This window comes from Eubacterium album (assembly GCF_025336545.1).
GTDB lineage: Bacteria > Bacillota > Clostridia > Lachnospirales > Lachnospiraceae > Eubacterium_U > Eubacterium_U album.
The window spans coordinates 44949-63940 of the sequence record NZ_JAODBU010000010.1; the positions used below are offsets into that span (position 1 = coordinate 44949).

Annotated in this window: 17 protein-coding genes; 4 read left to right on the forward strand and 13 right to left on the reverse strand. The window is 32.5% G+C overall.

Features of this window, described 5'->3' with window-relative positions:
- Window positions 1-59: 59 nt before the first annotated feature.
- Together N5B56_RS10680 and N5B56_RS10685 are read right to left on the reverse strand one after the other, a co-directional pair.
- Window positions 60-1721, reverse strand: coding sequence for a hypothetical protein (locus tag N5B56_RS10680; protein ID WP_260978912.1), 1662 nt, complete (start codon window positions 1719-1721; stop codon window positions 60-62).
- Window positions 1722-2299: 578 nt separating this feature from the next.
- Entirely contained in the window at window positions 2300-3088 is a 789-nt protein-coding gene (locus tag N5B56_RS10685) for a hypothetical protein (protein WP_022088807.1), read from the reverse strand.
- A gap of 519 nt (window positions 3089-3607) precedes the next feature.
- Here N5B56_RS10685 and N5B56_RS10690 point away from each other — a divergent pair.
- Complete coding sequence (locus N5B56_RS10690; protein WP_260978913.1) at window positions 3608-4330, forward strand: lysophospholipid acyltransferase family protein; 723 nt, start codon at window positions 3608-3610, stop codon at window positions 4328-4330.
- Window positions 4331-4422: 92 nt separating this feature from the next.
- Window positions 4423-4860: a hypothetical protein gene (locus tag N5B56_RS10695; RefSeq protein ID WP_022088805.1), complete on the forward strand. Its 438-nt coding sequence runs from the start codon at window positions 4423-4425 to the stop codon at window positions 4858-4860.
- A gap of 195 nt (window positions 4861-5055) precedes the next feature.
- Here N5B56_RS10695 and N5B56_RS10700 read toward each other — a convergent pair whose 3' ends face one another.
- Window positions 5056-5481: a YwiB family protein gene (locus tag N5B56_RS10700; RefSeq protein ID WP_022088804.1), complete on the reverse strand. Its 426-nt coding sequence runs from the start codon at window positions 5479-5481 to the stop codon at window positions 5056-5058.
- A gap of 283 nt (window positions 5482-5764) precedes the next feature.
- On the opposite strand from N5B56_RS10700, the gene spoIIR reads away from it, so the two are divergent.
- On the forward strand, window positions 5765-6385 hold the full coding sequence (spoIIR, locus tag N5B56_RS10705; RefSeq protein ID WP_260978914.1) for a stage II sporulation protein R: 621 nt from the start codon (window positions 5765-5767) through the stop codon (window positions 6383-6385).
- A gap of 17 nt (window positions 6386-6402) precedes the next feature.
- On the opposite strand, the gene ispE is transcribed toward spoIIR, so the two are convergent.
- From ispE to pdxR, 8 genes are all read right to left on the reverse strand, one after another.
- A complete protein-coding gene (ispE, locus tag N5B56_RS10710) occupies window positions 6403-7272 on the reverse strand; it encodes a 4-(cytidine 5'-diphospho)-2-C-methyl-D-erythritol kinase (RefSeq protein WP_022088802.1) in 870 nt (289 codons plus the stop codon).
- A 150-nt stretch (window positions 7273-7422) separates the two neighbouring features.
- Window positions 7423-8982 carry a DUF3794 and LysM peptidoglycan-binding domain-containing protein gene (locus N5B56_RS10715; RefSeq protein WP_260978915.1) on the reverse strand — a complete coding sequence of 520 codons (1560 nt, stop codon included), beginning with the start codon at window positions 8980-8982 and terminating at the stop codon, window positions 7423-7425.
- Window positions 8983-8999: 17 nt separating this feature from the next.
- Window positions 9000-9413: a protease complex subunit PrcB family protein gene (locus tag N5B56_RS10720; protein ID WP_147586635.1), complete on the reverse strand. Its 414-nt coding sequence runs from the start codon at window positions 9411-9413 to the stop codon at window positions 9000-9002.
- Window positions 9414-9515: 102 nt separating this feature from the next.
- Complete coding sequence (locus tag N5B56_RS10725; protein ID WP_487318531.1) at window positions 9516-11252, reverse strand: phospho-sugar mutase; 1737 nt, start codon at window positions 11250-11252, stop codon at window positions 9516-9518.
- A gap of 99 nt (window positions 11253-11351) precedes the next feature.
- On the reverse strand, window positions 11352-12350 hold the full coding sequence (locus N5B56_RS10730) for a protein kinase family protein (RefSeq protein WP_147586633.1): 999 nt from the start codon (window positions 12348-12350) through the stop codon (window positions 11352-11354).
- A gap of 249 nt (window positions 12351-12599) precedes the next feature.
- Window positions 12600-13958 (reverse strand): CCA tRNA nucleotidyltransferase, encoded by a 1359-nt coding sequence (locus N5B56_RS10735; RefSeq protein ID WP_346432199.1) that lies wholly within the window; start codon window positions 13956-13958, stop codon window positions 12600-12602.
- 10 nt (window positions 13959-13968) lie between these two features.
- Complete coding sequence (locus tag N5B56_RS10740; protein ID WP_117910601.1) at window positions 13969-14997, reverse strand: AI-2E family transporter; 1029 nt, start codon at window positions 14995-14997, stop codon at window positions 13969-13971.
- Between the two features lie 59 nt (window positions 14998-15056).
- Entirely contained in the window at window positions 15057-16508 is a 1452-nt protein-coding gene (pdxR, locus tag N5B56_RS10745) for a MocR-like pyridoxine biosynthesis transcription factor PdxR (RefSeq protein WP_118565931.1), read from the reverse strand.
- 109 nt (window positions 16509-16617) lie between these two features.
- Between pdxR and N5B56_RS10750 the strand changes: the two genes are divergently transcribed.
- The gene (locus tag N5B56_RS10750; RefSeq protein WP_022088794.1) at window positions 16618-17463 is read left to right on the forward strand and encodes a pyridoxamine kinase; all 846 of its coding nucleotides are present in this window, start codon (window positions 16618-16620) and stop codon (window positions 17461-17463) included.
- 116 nt (window positions 17464-17579) lie between these two features.
- Here the strand turns inward: N5B56_RS10750 and N5B56_RS10755 are convergent, their stop codons facing one another.
- Window positions 17580-17747, reverse strand: a complete 168-nt coding sequence (locus N5B56_RS10755; RefSeq protein WP_117910598.1) for a FeoB-associated Cys-rich membrane protein — start codon at window positions 17745-17747, stop codon at window positions 17580-17582.
- A gap of 153 nt (window positions 17748-17900) precedes the next feature.
- Window positions 17901-18488 carry a cytidylate kinase-like family protein gene (locus N5B56_RS10760; RefSeq protein WP_022088792.1) on the reverse strand — a complete coding sequence of 196 codons (588 nt, stop codon included), beginning with the start codon at window positions 18486-18488 and terminating at the stop codon, window positions 17901-17903.
- Between the last annotated feature and the right edge of the window lie 504 nt (window positions 18489-18992).

Below are 18992 nucleotides of genomic sequence, written 5' to 3' on the forward strand. Positions count from 1 at the left end.
TGTTACAAAAGCGGAACTGCCCAAGTGAGTAGTTCCGCAATGATGTTAACAATCAGCTTTTATTTAAAATCAGCATCTGTGAATCCATAATATTCCTTTAAAGATTCCTTCAACTGTTCTGTAGCTGCTTCTAAATCTTTATTCATAGCTGTATTCCAGTCAGCCAATCTAGATTTTACATTGTCAACCCAGTCAGGGTCTGTCTGCCATGCGCCTGCTACATTTTCATCCCACATGTTTTCCCATTCATATAAGCAGCTCTGTTTTTCACCATTTTCTGTAATTGATACCGGAGTTGTCTTATCTGAGTAATCCCATGTCTGTCCTTCTTTATATAAACGAACAACTTCTGCAAATCCAGGGAATTTTTCTGTATCTTTGTAAACTGCATGTGAATCGATTGAATACCAGATATCCATCTGTTCATCATATGCATCTCCAGTTACTACTGGGAATGTATCGTTCATAGCAGGTTTATATGATGTACCCTGAACCCATTCCTGATCTGCAATTGCCTGCTTAGCTTCTGTGCTTCCAGTCCAGTATGTTGCAAATGTGTAAGCAACTAATAACTGTTGTTTTTCTGAATCACTCCATTCAGCATTCTTATCATCTAATGCATAATTGTGTACACAGATTGGGTCAACTACTGTTCCTACTGTATTATCACAATATTCTGTAGACGGTCTTGGATAAATATCAAAGTCATCTGCCTGTACAACACCAAGTGTGCTCTTTGCATTAGGATCTGCTGCACTAGCAAGATACCAAGGATCATTTGAATCTGTTAATAATCTATTGTTACAGAAGTAATACCAGCTGTACTGACCACATTCCTTAGCAATTTCTTCTGAAAGATTTCCTGCACCTTCAGCAACGTCAACTGTTGTTTCAGCCCATTCAGGTACATATGTAAGCAAGTCTTTAACTGCATCTGAGTTAACATTAACTGTTCCATTCTCTAAGATGCTCTTATTAATATCTTCTGTTCCTGTTTCAATTAAACGTACAGGAGTGCTCTTATCGCCCCAGAATGTTTCACAATCTGCTGACTTGATAAAATCTGTATATTCATCAATATCCCAATCAATATCAGGAACATCGATATTGTTTTCTGTTGCGAGTGATTTATTAACCCAAATACCCCAAGGAATTGAGTATGATGGCAATGCGCCCTGGAATCCCCAATAGTTCATTGTTGCCATAAGTGATTCATTGTATGCTTTGTATGAACTTTCATCTTTGTAAACTGATAAATCTGCAACTAAACCTTTCTTAATGTCATTAGGAACATCTGTTGATGCCCAAATATCAGGATATTTACCATGGTCTACTTTAAAGTTTTCAATTTCCTGATCCCATGTGTTTGTTCCGGCCTGGTTAGGATCACCTGATTTAGCAAAAAGGTTAATCTTTACATTAGGATATGTTTCGTTAAACTTCTTAGCTACTGCATAAACTGCTGCAACGTTCTGTGCTTTAATGTCATCCTTTGTCCAATCCATATGTCCTATATCTTCATAATACTGACCATCACCTGACCATACCATGATTGATATGTCACCTTCTGCATCTTTGTCGAGGCCTGTGCTCATGTCTGCAGTATTATCTCCCTTAGAAGAACCGCCTCCATTTTTCTTATCGCCACAACCTGTAAAACCTGTAGCTCCTAAAACTACGCAAAGTGATAAAGCTAATGCTTTGCGGCTAAATTTTCTCATTATAACTTCCTCCTTCAAAAAATTTAAAAATTTCACCTACATTAGAATTCACATCGTGATTTCCTAATTCATATTCTAGCACACATATATGTACAAATCAACATAAAAAAACGATTTTACAAATCGTATTCTTGTATATTTTATACATTTTTGTTATTTCTCATTTTCCCAAACTTGTATACTTTGTTATTTAAAACCGTTTCATTTCTTTGTTAAATCATTCACAATTACTATATATAGACATTTTTTGTTGTATTTTTGCGATATTTGGTGGTAAAACCCTTTATTTATGCCACTTTCAGCCTTTTATTGTTTGTTATTATTTATTATTGTTTGTTATACACAATGAGCCAGACATATAAAATTTTATGTTTACATAAAATTTTATATATTTGGCGAATGTATAATCACCGAAAAGTAGCGCAGCGGATTTGAGGTGGTTATTCATGACGCAGTCATGTGTATAACAAACTTTTTTTATTCGGCTCATTGTGTATAACAAAAAAAGATAGAGCAAAACCGCATTTGCAAATTTTGCTCTATCTTTTTATTAAATATTAAATTCAATTAATTTTTAATTAAGCTTCTTTTCTCTTCTTTGAAAAGATAACAACTACTGAAGCTGCTGCAATTGCAACACCTGCGCAAGCGATAGGTGCGAAATCACCTGTTGCTACTGCAGAAGTATCTGTTGAATCTGTTACGCTTGTGCTTGCTGTATCTGTTGAAGCACTTGTTGTATCTGTGCTGTCTGCTGACGCATTATCATTTGATGCTGTATCTGTGCTTGCTGCCTTAGTTGCTGCAAGTGAGTAACCTGTACATTTAAGCTCTGTAGCGTATGTAGCATCACCATCATTTGGTTTTGTCTTTGAATACTGGTAAATAGCTCCCTTTGCTTGATCTGTTCCCTCAGCTCTGTCACCAAAATCACCACCGATACCAAAGTAAATTGAATCAGCATCTACTTTAGCCTTGAAAGTAACATCATACTTTGTTGTTTTTCCAGCCTTTAACTGAATCCAATCACCGTATGCAATATCATCCTTTGTTGCGATTTTGATAAATACCCATTTATCACACTTGCTTGATGTCATATTAAACTTAAGCTGATATTCATCGCCTTTTTTAATCTTAAGGTTCTGCTGGAATACCTGACCTCCCCAGCATCCGCCCCAACCGATAGCGTCCATGTTAGCTGTCCAGCTTGTATCTGTTGAGCTCTTTAATTCACCATATGCTCCTTCATACCATCCTTCGTTCTGTCCGAAATAGCTTCCCCAGCTAGCGGCAAAACATGATGTTGTCATAGCAACTGTAAGTGCCATTGCTGCTACAGCTGCTGCAAATTTCTTTACTAACTTCATTTTAATCTCCTCCTATTTCATAGTGCGAAATGACTATTTCGCAAGTTAACCATAGTATATCACGCGCAATTTTAATATTCAATAAATAAAACCGTTTTTATGGGTGTTTTATACATATTCGCCAACTTTTCTGTCTTTACAATGTATATTATTACTAATAAATTTGTTATTTTAATACATTTTTCTCTTATTTATTCTTATTTATATTTAAATTGCATATTTTCCAACGCTTTTTTTGTAAATCAATCTTTTTTCTTTTCTTATTTTAATATTGTCTTTTCTATCTTATTAGTATATTTGTGTAAACCTAAAATCCACTTCATCTGTTAAAAGTGGCTTTCAGTTTTTCACTTCACGTAATATATTCGTTTTATTATCAAATATAGTGTATATTGATTTTTTCATTCTTTCCACTTACAATAATAAAAGGCATTTTTTTAATTGTAATATTCCAACTAAATATATTTGCGACTACAATTATACGAATGCAATAATGATATAAGGAGAATACTAAATAATATGATACGACTTATTATTTTAGCCATCTTTTTGGTAATTTATTTAATCGTTTCTCTGCCATTTATGTTAGTTGAATTAATCATTCAGCAGTTTAACATGAATCTTAGAAGCGTAATTTGTTTAAAATGGGTACAATTTGGATTTTGGATTGTAATGAAAATTAGTGGTGTTAAAACTGAAGTTAAAGGATTAGAAAACATTCCTGATGATACTTCTGTTTTATTTGCATCAAACCACAAAAGTTACTTTGACATTGTTACTACATATCAATATATGAAACGCCCTACAGGTTACATTGCTAAAGCTGAAATGAAAAAAATTCCATTATTAAGTTGGATTATGTACTTTGTTAACTGTCTTTTTCTCGACAGAGAAAATCCACGTAAAGGCCTAAAGACAATTCAAAAAGGTACTGACTATTTACAAAACGGTGTTTCAATGTTCATCTGTCCTGAAGGAACACGTTCAAAAACTAACGAAATGCTTCCTTTTAAAGAGGGTAGTTTAAAAATGGCCATTAAAGCTAAAAAACCTATCGTTCCTGTTGGAATTATTAATTCAGCGGCAATTTTTGAAGAACATTTTCCAAAAATAAAACCGGGAACTGTAAAAATCATTTTCGGAAAGCCAATTGAAACAAAGGATTTAAGCAGACCTGAACAACGTGAACTTACTTCACATGTTCAGGAATGTGTAGTTAAACTTCTTGATGAAAATAAATAGATTCTTTAATTTACAACATATTTTTATATTATGTTGTAAATTTTTGTTTTAAATGCTAAAATATTGAAAGAATTTTATATAGGAGGTAAGTAATGAAGGCACTTACAATAACACTTATCGTAATAATTGCCGTTTTACTTGTTGCTTTCGTTGTTTTATATTTCTTAGGAAGAAAAGCGGAAAAGAAGCAGGCTGAACAGCAGAAAACTTTAGAAGCAAATGCTCAGACAGTTAATTTATTAGTAATCGATAAAAAGAAACTGAAATTAAAGGAAGCCGGACTTCCAAGTATCGTTGTTGAACAGACACCTAAATACATGAGAAGAGCTAAACTTCCAATCGTAAAAGTAAAAGCCGGTCCTAAGGTTATGAACCTTATTTGCGACGGAAAGATTTTTGACCAGATTCTTCCTAAGCAGGAAATCAAAGCTACTGTAAGCGGAATTTACATCACTAACTTTAAGAGAATCCGTGGTCCTGTATATGAACCACCTAAGAAAAAAGGTCTCTTTGGTAAGAAAAAGAAATAACAACTATAATAAAAAACAGATTATGATGTCATAATACAGTTTGCATAAAGCAACATTTAATCATTTGCTTTTGTAACTTGTGACAACATAATCTGTTTTTTATTCGTTTTTCAAGGATAGATGAAACCTAGCACTTTTCTCGATTTTTAAATCATGAGTAAAATCTAGCACTTTTCTATATTAGTTTCTAAATTTTTATTTTACTTTATTTTCAACTTTAATAACTATATTATTTGTCGAAACACTGCTTCCATTAATAAACAATTCATATTTAACTGTTGCTTCAATAACTTCATCTGATTCGTCAAGCATCACAGCATCTGTTTTTGTTTCCATAAGGAATTCACCAAACATCGTACTGTAAATTGATTGATAAGACTTTTCTTCCTGAAAGCATAATTTTGAACTAATGCCTCCTCGTTTTGTAACTTCTACATATTCCGAAGTTATCTTTATCATATTTTTAATTGTCTTACCACTTTCTTCATCAATTTCATCATAAAGCAAATAATGTTTTCCATTTTTAAGATAATACTTTCCAGGTGTAATAACCTCTACATCTTCGTCGGTGTCTTCGGTAACTCTTAATCCTTTTATTGAAATAATTACTTCTTCATTCATAGTTTTTATTTATCTCTTTCTATTTTTTGTTCTTTATTTATCAAATATGTATATTTTTTTCTTTTTTGGGAACTCTCTATATAAATAATATTGTTGCAATAAATTATATTGCGGATTAATATATATCGTTTATTCTAACAGTCCGCAACCCCACTTAGATTTAAATTATTTTACACATAATTATTTTTACTTTGCACATAGTTATTTATTTTTTATTTGGCACATAATTATTTATTTTTTTACTTTGCACATAGTTATATATTTTTTATAGAGGAGTATTCACATGTTACATATAAATAAATTTTTTGTTTCTGTTATATTTGTTGTTTCTTTTTTTGCTATTATAATTATGCATAATTCAAAATCATATAAGGTACAAAATGACCTTAGCAATTGTGTTATCCGTTTCCATGTTAAGGCAAATAGCGATACCATTCCAGACCAAAATTTAAAATTGAAAGTCAAAGACAATGTTGTTGGCTATATGAATCAGCATTCTTCTGAATTCACTTCTTTAGAAGATGTCAAACAATTCATTGCCTCTCATGATGAAGATTTAAAGGAAATAGCTAATACTGTTATTAAAAACAATGGCTATAATTACGCTGTTTCTTCCTCATTTGGCTTAGATGATTTCCCGGTTAAAAAATACGGTGATATGTCATTTCCTTCCGGCACTTATCTTTCTTATACAATGTATATAGGAAGTGGAGAAGGTCATAACTGGTGGTGCGTTCTTTATCCACCTTTATGCTTTGTTGATGCATCTTCCGGTATTCTTCCCGAATCATCAAAAGAAATTATCAAAGAAAATATCTCCGAGGAAGATTATAGTTATATTTCAGAAGACAACACTGTTTTCCGCTTCAAATATTTAACGTTTTTAAATAAATTATTTAAATAAATTCCGTAAGATAAAGCTTAAATAAATTTTGTAAGATAAAGCTGACTCACAAACTCTTTTCCTGATAATGCATCCATTGATTGTTTAGCTTTCTCTTCATCATCATATATACCAAAGACTGTAGGTCCACTTCCACTCATTAACGCATTGACCGCTCCATTTGATTTCAAAATATCCTTAACCTTCTGAATAATTGGATATTCAGGAATTGTTACATCTTCCATTACATTTGCAATCTTTTCACACATTCCGTATAAATCACCTGCTTTTATAGATTCGATTATTCCATCTATGTCAGGATGATTTTCTATCTGCGCCGGGCGTATATGGCTGTAAACAAATTTTGTTGAAACAAATGCGTCCGGCTTTGCAATTATCACATAACACTTTGGCGGTGTAGGTAAATCTGTCAATATTTCACCTATGCCCTGCGCTCTTTTTGTTCCACCTACTATGCAATAAGGCACATCCGCTCCAAGCTTTACACCGTATTCCTGTAACTGTTCATCTGTAAGCCCTAATTGAAATAACTTATTTACACCTCTTAATACAGCTGCACAATCAGCACTTCCTCCTGCCATTCCTCCTGCTATAGGTATTCTCTTATTTATATGAATTTTAACTTTTGATTTTATATCATAAGCTTCCATTAATACTTTTGCAGCCATAAAAGCTAGGTTTCCTTTATCATTTGGCAAAATATCTGCATCAGTGCTTACTTCTATTTCATAAGTTTGCGTGCCATCTTCCCTTGATATTATTACATCATCATACACACCTACTGTCTGCATAATCATATCCAAATCATGGTAACCATCTTCTCTTTTTCTTATAACGTCAAGTCCTATGTTTATTTTTCCATAAGCTTTTAATTCAATTTTATCCATATTCTGTACTTAACCTTTCAAACAATCAAATACGCTTCTACTTACGCCATATCAGTATACTAATTTCTTTTACTCATTACAAGTTTACTTAGGCAAAAGTATTCTCCATATATTCCATTAAAGATTTTTGTAAACAAAAGTATCCTACTTTTACTCATTACAGGTTTTCGTAAGCAAAAGTCTTTCTCCCTCTTTTATTCTGGAGTTTTCCAACTTGTTTACATTAATTATCTGTGTCATTGTTGTAAAATTAGATTTTGCAATATTCCACAGAGTATCATCTCTCTGAACTATATAACCAACTAAATCCGGAACTTCATTTAACATTTCACTATCATACTCTTTTACTTCAACTTCATTTATAACCTGCATATCACATTTTTTGAACACGATAGCTTCAAGTGCAACTACGGCTTTAACTTCAATTTCACTGCTGTTTACCATATTTGTATTTACCTGTTCTACGCGCCATTTAACATAGTATGAATCATCTTTACTTATGCCGTCTGCATCAATTCTGTGTTCAAATTCCCAGCTGTCTTCTTTTGCACAAACAGGTCTCTTGTCATCTGAAGAAATGTACATTATACATGCTTTCATTTTTCCTTTAGCCACGATTCCGTTATCAACAATTTCAATATTGTCTATTTTCAAATCTGCTGTACTGCTGCAAATCTGCAAAGCATTTCCTTTAGACTGATCAAGTTCAATTTTCTTTACTGTTTTTGTTCTGGATGCATTCTTCACAAGCAATTTTTTATAGCATACATCTTTTAATTTTGTCTGTACATTTTTAGTTGGTGAATATATATCCATTAAAATTTCAGTTTTATTTTCCTTATAAAGTTTTATCTCTAATTGCAAAACTGCGTCTATCGAAAGTTCCCTATTTTCTCCCTCTTCATTTTCATTTAAATGTATTTTTCCATCCTGTAGCGTCACATTTATAAATGAAATTAAATCTTCTGTAGCTTCACTCATTTCCAAATTATCCTTAAAATCTACGGTCGTTTCTATCCACTGATTAGGCATATCTGCTTCCTCCGGCAAATACATAATAAACACATACATTTCACCGGATACATTTATCATTCCATCATTTACTCTTGATGTCACATTTTTAAGTTTCAACTCTTTCCATACTATTCTATCTGCTGCCGGCTTAACTCCCGGTATATACACGCTTTCTTTTATGCGTATGTTTTCAGTTTGTTCAGCAACTACGGACATTGTTTCTACCGTATCATTTAATACTTCCATCCCTCTACTGTTTTCCATCTTATCCGGAAATTCTATGCTTTCAAGCCCTTCTGACACAGCTGAAATCAAAATTTCTGCCCTTAATGCAAATTTTCTAGAGTTATATAGTTTCACATTTGAACTATCAACTTCCATTTTCACATCAACAATACTATTTTCATCTGTGTTTCCAATTCTTAATGTTTCCTCAAATGGAATTTCTCCCTCTATTCCATACACCATATCTGAATCATTTGTATAATACAAAATATTGTAATTTATGTATCCATTTAATATGACCTGGTCAGTTTCGGGTGTAACTTTATCCAATTGAATTTCTGTTTTTTCCCTTACAATATTGTAAATTTCCGGAAAAACCTCTGATACATTCACTTCTTCATTTACATACATTTTGTTAGCAGCCTGCCCTGCCTTATTTCTCAAATATACATTATTTTTAACTAATTCCATATGCCCTCCCATTATTTTTATTCTGCGAATATTATATTTTTATTCGTGGATTCTATTTTTATTACTATGTACGGAAATGTTTCTGATTGTATATTTGAATATTCTTTAGGACCTTTAAATTTAGTTTGTACATATATTGAATTTGTTGTTTCATATAGTTTCTTTAAAATAATTGAGTAACCTTGATAATCCTGCTTTCCATATCCTATAAGAATATATGTGTATTCAGGATCAGTATAGGCCAATTTAAATTCCGAGCCTTTCTTTTCATCTATTACTTTCTTTACTTCCTGTGGTATTTCATTTTCAGGAACAATTGTGTATTCAACATCCTTCGTTTTTTCGCTGCTTATTTTTTCTATTTTACAGGAGCATAAGCAAATGCCCACCAAAATAACAGTAAATGCTAAAACCATTCTACATTTTGCCATAAAAAAAGCACCACAATAATTCTTATTAAGAATATATTATAGTGCTTTTATTTTTATAACATAAATTAGTCTTTACAAATAAATATTAGTTATATTTACGGCTTAAAGCATTGAGTTAACCATATCGAGTAAATATTTGCCTAACTTATCAAGTTTCTCCTGTGCATCTTCAAAACTTGTACCCTTTACACCGTAATAGAATTTCAACTTAGGTTCTGTTCCTGATGGACGGATACATACCCATACATCATCTTCTAAATCATAGTAAAGTACGTTTGACTTAGGTAAACCTGTCTTAGTTGTTTTTCCTGTTACCATATCTTTAATTACATCTTCTCTGTAATCTCTTGCTGAAAGAATCTTAAGTCCGTCAAATTCTATTGGAACGTCTTTTCTTAATTTTTCAAGAGTATTCTGAATCTTTTCAATTCCTTCTTTACCCTTTAATGTTAATGACTGTACTCCATCCATGCAATATCCATATCTTTCGTACATTTCAATCATCTTATCCCATAATGACATTCCTTTTGACTTATAATAAGCTGCCGCTTCGCAAAGTGCCATTGATGCAACTACTGCGTCTTTATCTCTTGCATGAGTTCCGATTAAGCAACCATAGCTTTCTTCAAATCCAAAACAGTAATGTCCTTTTCCTGTTGTTTCAAATTTAAGAATCTGTTCTCCGATGTACTTAAATCCTGTAAGTACTTCGATAAGATTTACTCCATAATATTTTGCAATTCCATTTGCAAGATTTGTTGTAACAATAGTCTTAATTAAAGCTCCATCTTCAGGTAATGTTCCATTTTCCTTCATCTGGCTAAGTTCATATTCTGCTAATAAGCATCCTGACATATTTCCTGTAAGTACATGATATTCTCCTGGTTTATCACCTTTTACATATACTCCAAGTCTGTCTGCATCAGGGTCTGTAGCTAAAAGTAAATCTGCTCCTACTTCATCACCGATTTTCTTTGCAAGCGCAAAGCATTCATCAGCTTCAGGGTTAGGGTAACTTACTGTTGGGAAATTACCATCAGGTAATTCCTGTTCTTTTACTATGTATACATTTTCAAATCCTAATTCTTTTAACACACGTCTTACCGGAATATTTCCTGTTCCGTGGAGTGGTGTATAAACAATCTTGATATCTTTTTGCATTTCATCTATGCATTTCTGATTCTTTACCTGTTTCTTTAATTCTGCAATGTAAGGATCATCTACATTTGCACCAATCTGTATGTATAAACCATCAGCAATTGCCTTTTCTTTATCCATTGTCTTACATGCTGAATAATCCGCAACTGCCTTAACCTCACTCATAATTCCTGTGTCATGAGGTGGTGTAATCTGCGCTCCATCTTCCCAGTAAACTTTATATCCGTTATATTCTGCCGGATTATGGCTTGCTGTCACATTAATACCTGCTGTACATCCTAAATATCTAACTGCAAATGATAATTCAGGTGTTGGTCTGAGACTTTCAAAAACGTAAGCCTTAATTCCATTTGCACAAAGACATAAAGCTGCCTCATCTGCAAATTCAGGTGACATATTTCTTGAATCATAAGCAATTGCAACTCCCTTGCTTCCCTGTTCCATCTTATTGATGTAATTTGCAAGTCCCTGAGTTGCCTTTCTGACAACATAAATATTCATTCGGTTTGTGCCGGCTCCAATAACTCCCCTAAGCCCTGCAGTACCAAATTCTAAATCCATATAAAATCTGTCTTCAATTTCCTTTTCGTCATCTTTAATAGCCTGAAGTTCTGCCTTCGTAGCTTCATCAAAATATGGATTATTAAGCCATTCGTTATATATATCTTTATAGCTCATGATTTCTCCTCCTACTTCCTCAATCTCTTCCTACAAAGTTCGAACTTATTATAATACAAAGATACCATAAAATAAATAACAATTTAGATAAAAAAATATTTTTTATTCCCATTTTTTCTTAAGTTGTGCTATAAATTGCTGTCTTTTTTCCTCCTGAAATTGAAATTGTTTTAGTTTCTCCTGATTTTTATCTGAACTCCATGCTTTATTTGAATTAAAATAGTAATTTATAATTTTCCAAAACTTTTCCGGATACACAAAAAAACTCCATAATACACGAATTTTTTCTTTGGTCAGATTTACCTGCAAAGAATATGTATCCATGACTTCCCATGCAAGTTCTTCATCCCATTCATTTTTTTCCATTATCTTTCTTAAATATCCGTAAAAGTCATATAATTGCAATCCATATCCAAATTTTTTCATATTAATAACAATCGTTTTTCCATCTTCAAATAGAACGCTGTGATGATTAAACACTCCATGGCATACTGATTTATTAGCTATAGCCTCTTTATATAACTGCTCATATGAACTATTTTTCAGTTCCCATATTCCCTGCTCACCCTGCCTGTAATATTTGCCAATTTCCACCTGAAGGTCAAGCTCAAATTTAGACTTATTTTTCCTTTTATTAATATAATTTCTTACTTTTATTATTTCCCTATTATGTCTTTCATAGACGTTTATTATATTATCAATATTATGTAAACCATATTCATCATTCCATAAATCGTAGGTATTTTCGGTTATGCTATGGAACTTTCCTAAATTACTAACAGATTTCATTATATCTGTCTTTAGTGATATATCACACTCTCTGGCATTAAACCATTTTTTTAAGATATACGTATATCCGTCTATGCTGACCGACACATACTTGCCTTCCTTATTTGGAATAGGATAATCGCAGCACAACCCATTTTTCTCCAAATACGTACCTATCAAATTATGGGTTCCTCCCTTTTTTTCGCCATCATTATATTCCTGCAAAATATATATGTCTTTTTCCGTGACGCACCCATAATTTCCCTTTGTTCTAAATATCTCCTTTAGATTAATTTCATACTGCTCTAATACAGTTAACGATTTTTCATTCATACAGCCACCTCTCAATACCATATTCTGTTTATCTGGGACTTTTTCTTTTTGTTTCAGATAGTTTCAGCTTTTTTATACTATGATATTTTTGGTTGCGATATTCCTAAGTATTAAATTCTTCGGAAGATATTTTAATTTTTGGTAGCAAATTTTTTCGTTGTCAAAACTTTATTCGCTCTATTTTTATACATTAAATTCTAAGACGGTTGCAATGCAAATCCAGAATATGGAGCTGGAAAAGTTTTCTTTTTATGCATTAAATTTTAAAACTAATTCTCGTAATTTTTCATTTTCATTTAACTGAGGATTTTCTAATACCATGTCTAATAGTCTGTCAAATATATCTCCAATCTTTGGTCCCGGCTTTACACCCATTGCTATCATTTCTTTTCCGGTTATATTTAATTCTGCTGAACAGGTACACTGTTCTTCATCTACTATTTTGTTAAATGTTTCTACAACATATAAATAATCATCATAACCTTTTTCACGTCCATATTCGCTTTTTCCTGCAAAATCTGCATTTACAAGTTGTAAATACAATGGATATATGTCTTTTCCTATTTTATGCACACTTCTCCTTACCTTTTCTTCACTTCGTCCATGCTCCACAGGGCGATCATCGTGGCAGGCAACAAGTCTTTTTACCAGTCCAATCGTCTTGTTATCCATTTTCAATCTGCGCATTATTTTATTTGCCTTTTCCACGCCTGCTATAGCATGTCCTTTAAAATGGCTTCTCGTATCAAATGTATGTACATCCGGTTTCGCAACATCATGAAGCAATGCTGCAAATCTCATAACTCTTGTTTTTTCAACATTTTCCATTACTTTGATTGTATGTTCTCCAACATTGTACATATGATATGGAGTATCCTGTTTGCATTCCATCATTGCATCAAACTCAGGCAATACGACCTTTGTAATTCCTAAATTATATGCTTCAATTAATTTGTCAGGATTATCTGAAAGAATAAGTTTTTCTAATTCAGCACAAATTCTCTCTGCACTTATTTTTTCAAGAGTCGGTGCAAGTTTTTTTATTGCTTTCTCAGTTTTCTCCTCAATCTCAAATCCAAGCTGTGCTGAAAATCTTACTGCTCTAAGCATTCTTAAAGCATCTTCCGTAAATCTTTCTTCAGGATCATTTACACATTTAATAACCTTTCGTTGCAAATCACCTATTCCGTCAAATGCATCCACAACTCCGTATTTTGAATTATACGCCATGGCATTTATTGTGAAATCTCTTCGCTTTAAATCCTCAATCAGATTTGTTGTAAATTCAACTGACTCCGGATGTCTGCTATCCTTATATTCCCCATCAATTCTGTATGTGGTAACCTCATAGCCTATATGTTTTAACATTACAGTTACCGTGCCATGCTGTAATCCCGTATCGAGAGTTCTTCTAAAAATTTCTTTTACTTTCTGTGGAAGCGCTGACGTTGTTATATCCCAATCTTTTGGTTCTCTCCCAAGTATTGTATCTCTTACACATCCGCCTACCGCAAATGCCTCATATCCGTTTTCTTCCAATTTTTTTATTATAAAATCCACATCTTTTGGAATATTCATTTTTATATCATTATTACATTTATATTTCATTTATACACCTTCATTCTGTCATTTGTTGTATTATCATATAAGCTATCGGTCCTAAAAATACTCCCAATAGTCCAAATATTTCATATCCAATATATATACATACAAGGCTGGTAAGAGGTCCTATTCCTGCATTATCACCTATAAGCTTAGGTTCTAAAATTTCTCTTACAAAATAGCATATTATATAAACAACAGCTATTACAAGCCCTTTTCTTACATTTCCAATTATAAAATAACCAACTGCCCACGGTATCATTATAATTCCAAGCCCAATCAAAGGAAGTGCATCTAACAGTCCCACTACAATTCCAAGTATTAAAAAATATGGATTTTTAATCAGTGCAAATCCAATACTGCACAATGTACTTGTTATAAGCATGATAACTAACTGTGCTTTTATATATGCTCTGAATATTATAGACATTTTACTTTTTATTTTGCTAAGCTCATTATAGAAAAATAGCCCTTTTATTTTTTCTTTTATATCGCTTTTTTCCACTACATAAAAATATGCCGCCATTACTGCAACTATAATCGCTGCTATAATTTCCACTGATACAATCACAACAGATTTAGAGTTTGACATTATTTTAACAAACACATTTTTCTTTGCTACTTTTGATACTTCATCCATTCCATCGCACATTGTCTGATACAAAAGTCCGTTATTTATCCTTAATCGCTTTTCTGTGTTACAGCAAATTTCTTTTATACCACAGTCTAAATCATTTTGAAATTTAGGCCAGCTTACGACCAAATTTTGTACCTGTCCTAATAACTTGTTTATAATTAACGCTAGCAGTACAAAAATTAAAATTACTATTACTACAAGTGAAAATATTGCCGCTACCTTATAATGAAACTGCAATTTTCTATTCAAAAAATCTGATAGTCTGCACACTAACTCTCCTAAAAAATATGCTAACACAAAAGGCCAGAACAGCGGCAGCAAATATTTTATCACCAGTATAACGCCTAATGAAACCGCAAATAATTTTATGCATTTTCTTATATTTTCATTTTGTAGCAACTCTTTCATACAAAACCTCACATATCCATACTATTTTCAGTATGAACATTTATGAGTTTTTTAAACTATTACGTATCTTTTTCTGCTGTAAATTTTAAGGCCTGTTCTATTATTTTAAGAGCTTCAACCATTTTACTTTCTTCTACTTCTGAATAGTTAATTATAAATTTATGGCTGAATTCTTTTCTAAATTTTTCATTAATAACTTCATCATCATATTGATAACAATAATCTGTCAGGCACGAAATGTTAATAAGTTTATCTTTTAAATACTTTTTAAAGTTTTCATCATCAATATTCTTTTTTATTCTCAAGATAAAATGAAGTCCTGAGTTTTCTTCTTCAATGGAAATCTGTGGATATATCGAAGAATTTCTTATTGCCGTAATAATTTTATTTCTGCTGTCTTTATAATAATTTCTCATTCGGTTAATATGTCTCTCATAGTAACCACCTTTTATAAATTCTGCCAGAGTATATTGTTCAAAGCTTGAAACCGTACTCGAATAAAAATCTAATTTTTTTGTATATTTATCCATTAATTCAAATGGCAACACCATATATGCGATTCTGATTGATGGGGCAAGTGTCTTTGAAAAAGTATTCATATAAATTACTTTTTGATTTTTATCTATACTTGCCATTGTAGGTATTGGTTTTCCTGAAAATCGAAACTCACTGTCATAATCATCTTCTATAATATATCTTTCTCCCATATTTGCCCACTCTAAAAGTTGATGTCTTCTTGCCGCAGGCATTACCTTTCCTGTAGGGAAATGATGGTTTGGTGAAATATGAACTATATTTGCATCGCTTTTTTCTAATTCATCTATACTTATTCCCTGATTATCCATAGGCAAATGTATAGTTCTTACACCATTGCTTTCATATACCATGCTTATCTTTCGATATCCGGGATTTTCAGTGGCAATTACTGAATCTCTTCCTAAAAGCTGAACTATAAGTCCATACAAATATTCTGTTCCGGCACCAACAATTATCTGATCCGCCAATACAGTCAGTCCTCTGAACTCACGTAAATGCTTTGCTATCGCACTTCTTAATTCCCATATTCCATTCCTTGATGGTGTCATAAGAAATGAGTTTTCCTCATCTAAAAGTTTCTGCCTCATTATTTTTGACCATGTAGCAAACGGAAAACTGTCATACCTTACATGATTTGAATTAAAATCAACTATCCACTTTACTTTCTCAGGCTTATTAATTTTATATTCACTAACATTTTCTGTTACTTCCTGATTTTCGGATATCTGATTTGTAATCTCATTTGCAAAATATCCTTTTTTCTCAACTGCGCGAATATACCCTTCTACTAAAAGCTGTGCATAGGCATTTTCTACGGTTATTACGCTTATATCATGATTTTTTGCCATATTTCTTTTTGAAGGTAGCTTCTCATCTGTTTTTATTTTTCCCGATACTATGTCATCCTTTATACATTTGTACAAATATTCGTACAATGTGAGCGTTCCTCTTTCATTTAAATTATATGTCAGCATCTTTTCCCCTATCTGGTGTTTTAAATAATACAAATTTAGGTCTTTTCAATAATACCATAAGTGGATTATAATGTAGAAAATTGCTTTTGTAAACGGAGGAAAATATTCTATGAAAAGAATTATGACTATACAGGATATCTCTTGCATTGGGAAATGCTCTCTGACTGTTGCCTTACCCATAATTTCTGCTATGGGCGTGGAAACTGCCATTGTTCCTACTGCGGTCTTATCCACGCATACTAATTTTTCAAATTTCACATTTAGGGATTTGACTGAAGATATGCCTTCGATTAAAGATGTATGGGTTAAAGAAGGTTTTAAATTTGATGCCATTTACACAGGATATATCGGAACGCTTGAACAAATTGACATTGTTTCTGATTATTTTAAAACATTTAATAATCCGCATGGTTATATCATTGTAGACCCGGCAATGGCTGATAATGGGAAGTTATACACAGGCTTTGACATGGCATTTGCTAAAAAAATGACTACTCTTTGCTCTGATGCAGATATTATTCTTCCGAATATATCAGAAGCCGCATTTATTACTAACACTCCATATCCCGGGGAAGACGCCTCTGTAGATGAAATTAAAGCTATGTTACTTAAACTTGCTAATCTAGGTCCGAAAATTGCAGTTATAACAGGTGTACATATTGAACCTAATCGTTTCGGATATATTGGATACAATACTGAAAGTCAAACTTTTTTCAGTTATTCTACCAAGGAAATTGCGATTAAATCCCATGGGACCGGAGATGTTTTTGCTAGCACAGTTACCGGTGCATTGATGAATGATTTTTCTATTGAAGACTCATTAAAAATTGCCGCCGATTACACCTGTAAATGTATTGAAAACACTTATAACGATAAAAATGCTGTAACATACGGAGTTAATTTTGAAGCAGAAATTCCATACCTTTTAGAACTGATTGGGAAATCAGTTTCATAAACAAGTTCCTATAATATTACAGTACACAACAAAAACTCTCCTTTAAGCATAGGATTAATTTTCGCCTATTCGCTTTTAAAAGAGAGTTTTTTTATTCTTATAAGGAAATATATTTTTTACTGTCCACCATGGCTACAACCGCTACATCCGCTACAACCACTGCATCCGCTACAGGTTTTACCATTTTTCTTGTCTTTTCTCATCGACCATACTATAAGAGCTACTATTGCTATTAAAATAACAGCTACAACAATTGTTCCGATATTTTCTACTATAAACGGCATTCTAATCACTTCCTTTAAATAATACTAACGAAAAAGGCTTAATCGGGAAAATTAAGCCTTTCTCAGTTCTAATTATACATAATGGCTTGTTAGTTCTACCTAACTGTAAGTTAGTTTATACTAACTAGAGCCAAATGTCAATAGTTTTTAGTATTATTTTACAAGTTCTTCGATAATATCTACGCACTTATCAATTCCAAGTGTTCCTGTATTTAAAGAAATGTCGTAATTATCACATACGCCCCAATCCTGGTCTGTGTAATATTTGTAATTTATTTTACGCTTTTTATCTTTTTCTCTTAAACGTTTCTCAGGTGATTTATCTGTCTCACCATATTCCTTAACAATACGTTCTGCTTTAAATTTTTCATCTGCATGAATAAATACATTAAAGCAATCATCTCTGTCCCTCAAAATAAAGTCAGCACATCTTCCGACAATAACACAAGGTCCTTTTTCTGCCAAGTCCAAAATTATCTTTCTCTGTGCATTCCATACATAATCATTTATAGATATTCCGTTCACATCTCTTCCTACAAATGCATATGAGAAAATACTTTTAGTTGGTGAGTGTTCACCCTGCTCCTTAATAAAATCCTGAGAAAATCCTGTTTCTTCATGTACTTTTTCAATTATTTCCCCATCATAAAAAGGAATATTAAGTCTCTCTGCAAGTTTTCTTCCTACTGTTCTTCCGCCGCTACCAAATTCTCTACTAATTGTGATAATATTCTTTTTCATAAGCCACGTCCTCCTCGTTTATTTGATATATAAATTATATCACAATTTCGCATTTTTTGTGCAATTAATCATTACAAAATCATGCAAAAAACTGAAACTATACCGCCTGATTTTTGTATTTTTGTTATGCACACGGCTTCGCCTTGTATAACACTTCGAATCCGCTTCGCTTCTTCTCAGTGATTATACATTCGCCAAATTTTTTCAGTTTTTTTGCTAGCAAAAAACTGAAACTATACCGCTTGGTTTTTGTATTTTTGTTATGCACACGGCTTCGCCTTGTATAACACTTCGAATCCGCTTCGCTTCTTCTCAGTGATTATACATTCGCCAAATTTTTTCAGTTTTTTTTGCCAGCAAAAAACTGAAACTATACCGCTTGATTTTTGTATTTTTGTTATGCACACGGCTTCGCCTTGTATAACACTTCGAATCCGCTTCGCTTCTTCTCAGTGATTATACATTCGCCAAATTTTTTCAGTTTTTTTTGCCAGCAAAAAACTG

Bases quoted from the DNA above. Each gene is read 5' to 3' on its own strand.
- N5B56_RS10680 (WP_260978912.1), bottom strand. From the start codon at position 1,721: ATGAGAAAATTTAGCCGCAAAGCATTAGCTTTATCACTTTGCGTAGTT.
- N5B56_RS10685 (WP_022088807.1), bottom strand. From the start codon at position 3,088: ATGAAGTTAGTAAAGAAATTTGCAGCAGCTGTAGCAGCAATGGCACTT.
- N5B56_RS10690 (WP_260978913.1), top strand. From the start codon at position 3,608: ATGATACGACTTATTATTTTAGCCATCTTTTTGGTAATTTATTTAATC.
- N5B56_RS10695 (WP_022088805.1), top strand. From the start codon at position 4,423: ATGAAGGCACTTACAATAACACTTATCGTAATAATTGCCGTTTTACTT.
- N5B56_RS10700 (WP_022088804.1), bottom strand. From the start codon at position 5,481: ATGAATGAAGAAGTAATTATTTCAATAAAAGGATTAAGAGTTACCGAA.
- spoIIR (WP_260978914.1), top strand. From the start codon at position 5,765: ATGTTACATATAAATAAATTTTTTGTTTCTGTTATATTTGTTGTTTCT.
- ispE (WP_022088802.1), bottom strand. From the start codon at position 7,272: ATGGATAAAATTGAATTAAAAGCTTATGGAAAAATAAACATAGGACTT.
- N5B56_RS10715 (WP_260978915.1), bottom strand. From the start codon at position 8,982: ATGGAATTAGTTAAAAATAATGTATATTTGAGAAATAAGGCAGGGCAG.
- N5B56_RS10720 (WP_147586635.1), bottom strand. From the start codon at position 9,413: ATGGCAAAATGTAGAATGGTTTTAGCATTTACTGTTATTTTGGTGGGC.
- N5B56_RS10730 (WP_147586633.1), bottom strand. From the start codon at position 12,350: ATGAATGAAAAATCGTTAACTGTATTAGAGCAGTATGAAATTAATCTA.
- N5B56_RS10735 (WP_346432199.1), bottom strand. From the start codon at position 13,958: ATGAAATATAAATGTAATAATGATATAAAAATGAATATTCCAAAAGAT.
- N5B56_RS10740 (WP_117910601.1), bottom strand. From the start codon at position 14,997: ATGAAAGAGTTGCTACAAAATGAAAATATAAGAAAATGCATAAAATTA.
- pdxR (WP_118565931.1), bottom strand. From the start codon at position 16,508: ATGCTGACATATAATTTAAATGAAAGAGGAACGCTCACATTGTACGAA.
- N5B56_RS10750 (WP_022088794.1), top strand. From the start codon at position 16,618: ATGAAAAGAATTATGACTATACAGGATATCTCTTGCATTGGGAAATGC.
- N5B56_RS10755 (WP_117910598.1), bottom strand. From the start codon at position 17,747: ATGCCGTTTATAGTAGAAAATATCGGAACAATTGTTGTAGCTGTTATT.
- N5B56_RS10760 (WP_022088792.1), bottom strand. From the start codon at position 18,488: ATGAAAAAGAATATTATCACAATTAGTAGAGAATTTGGTAGCGGCGGA.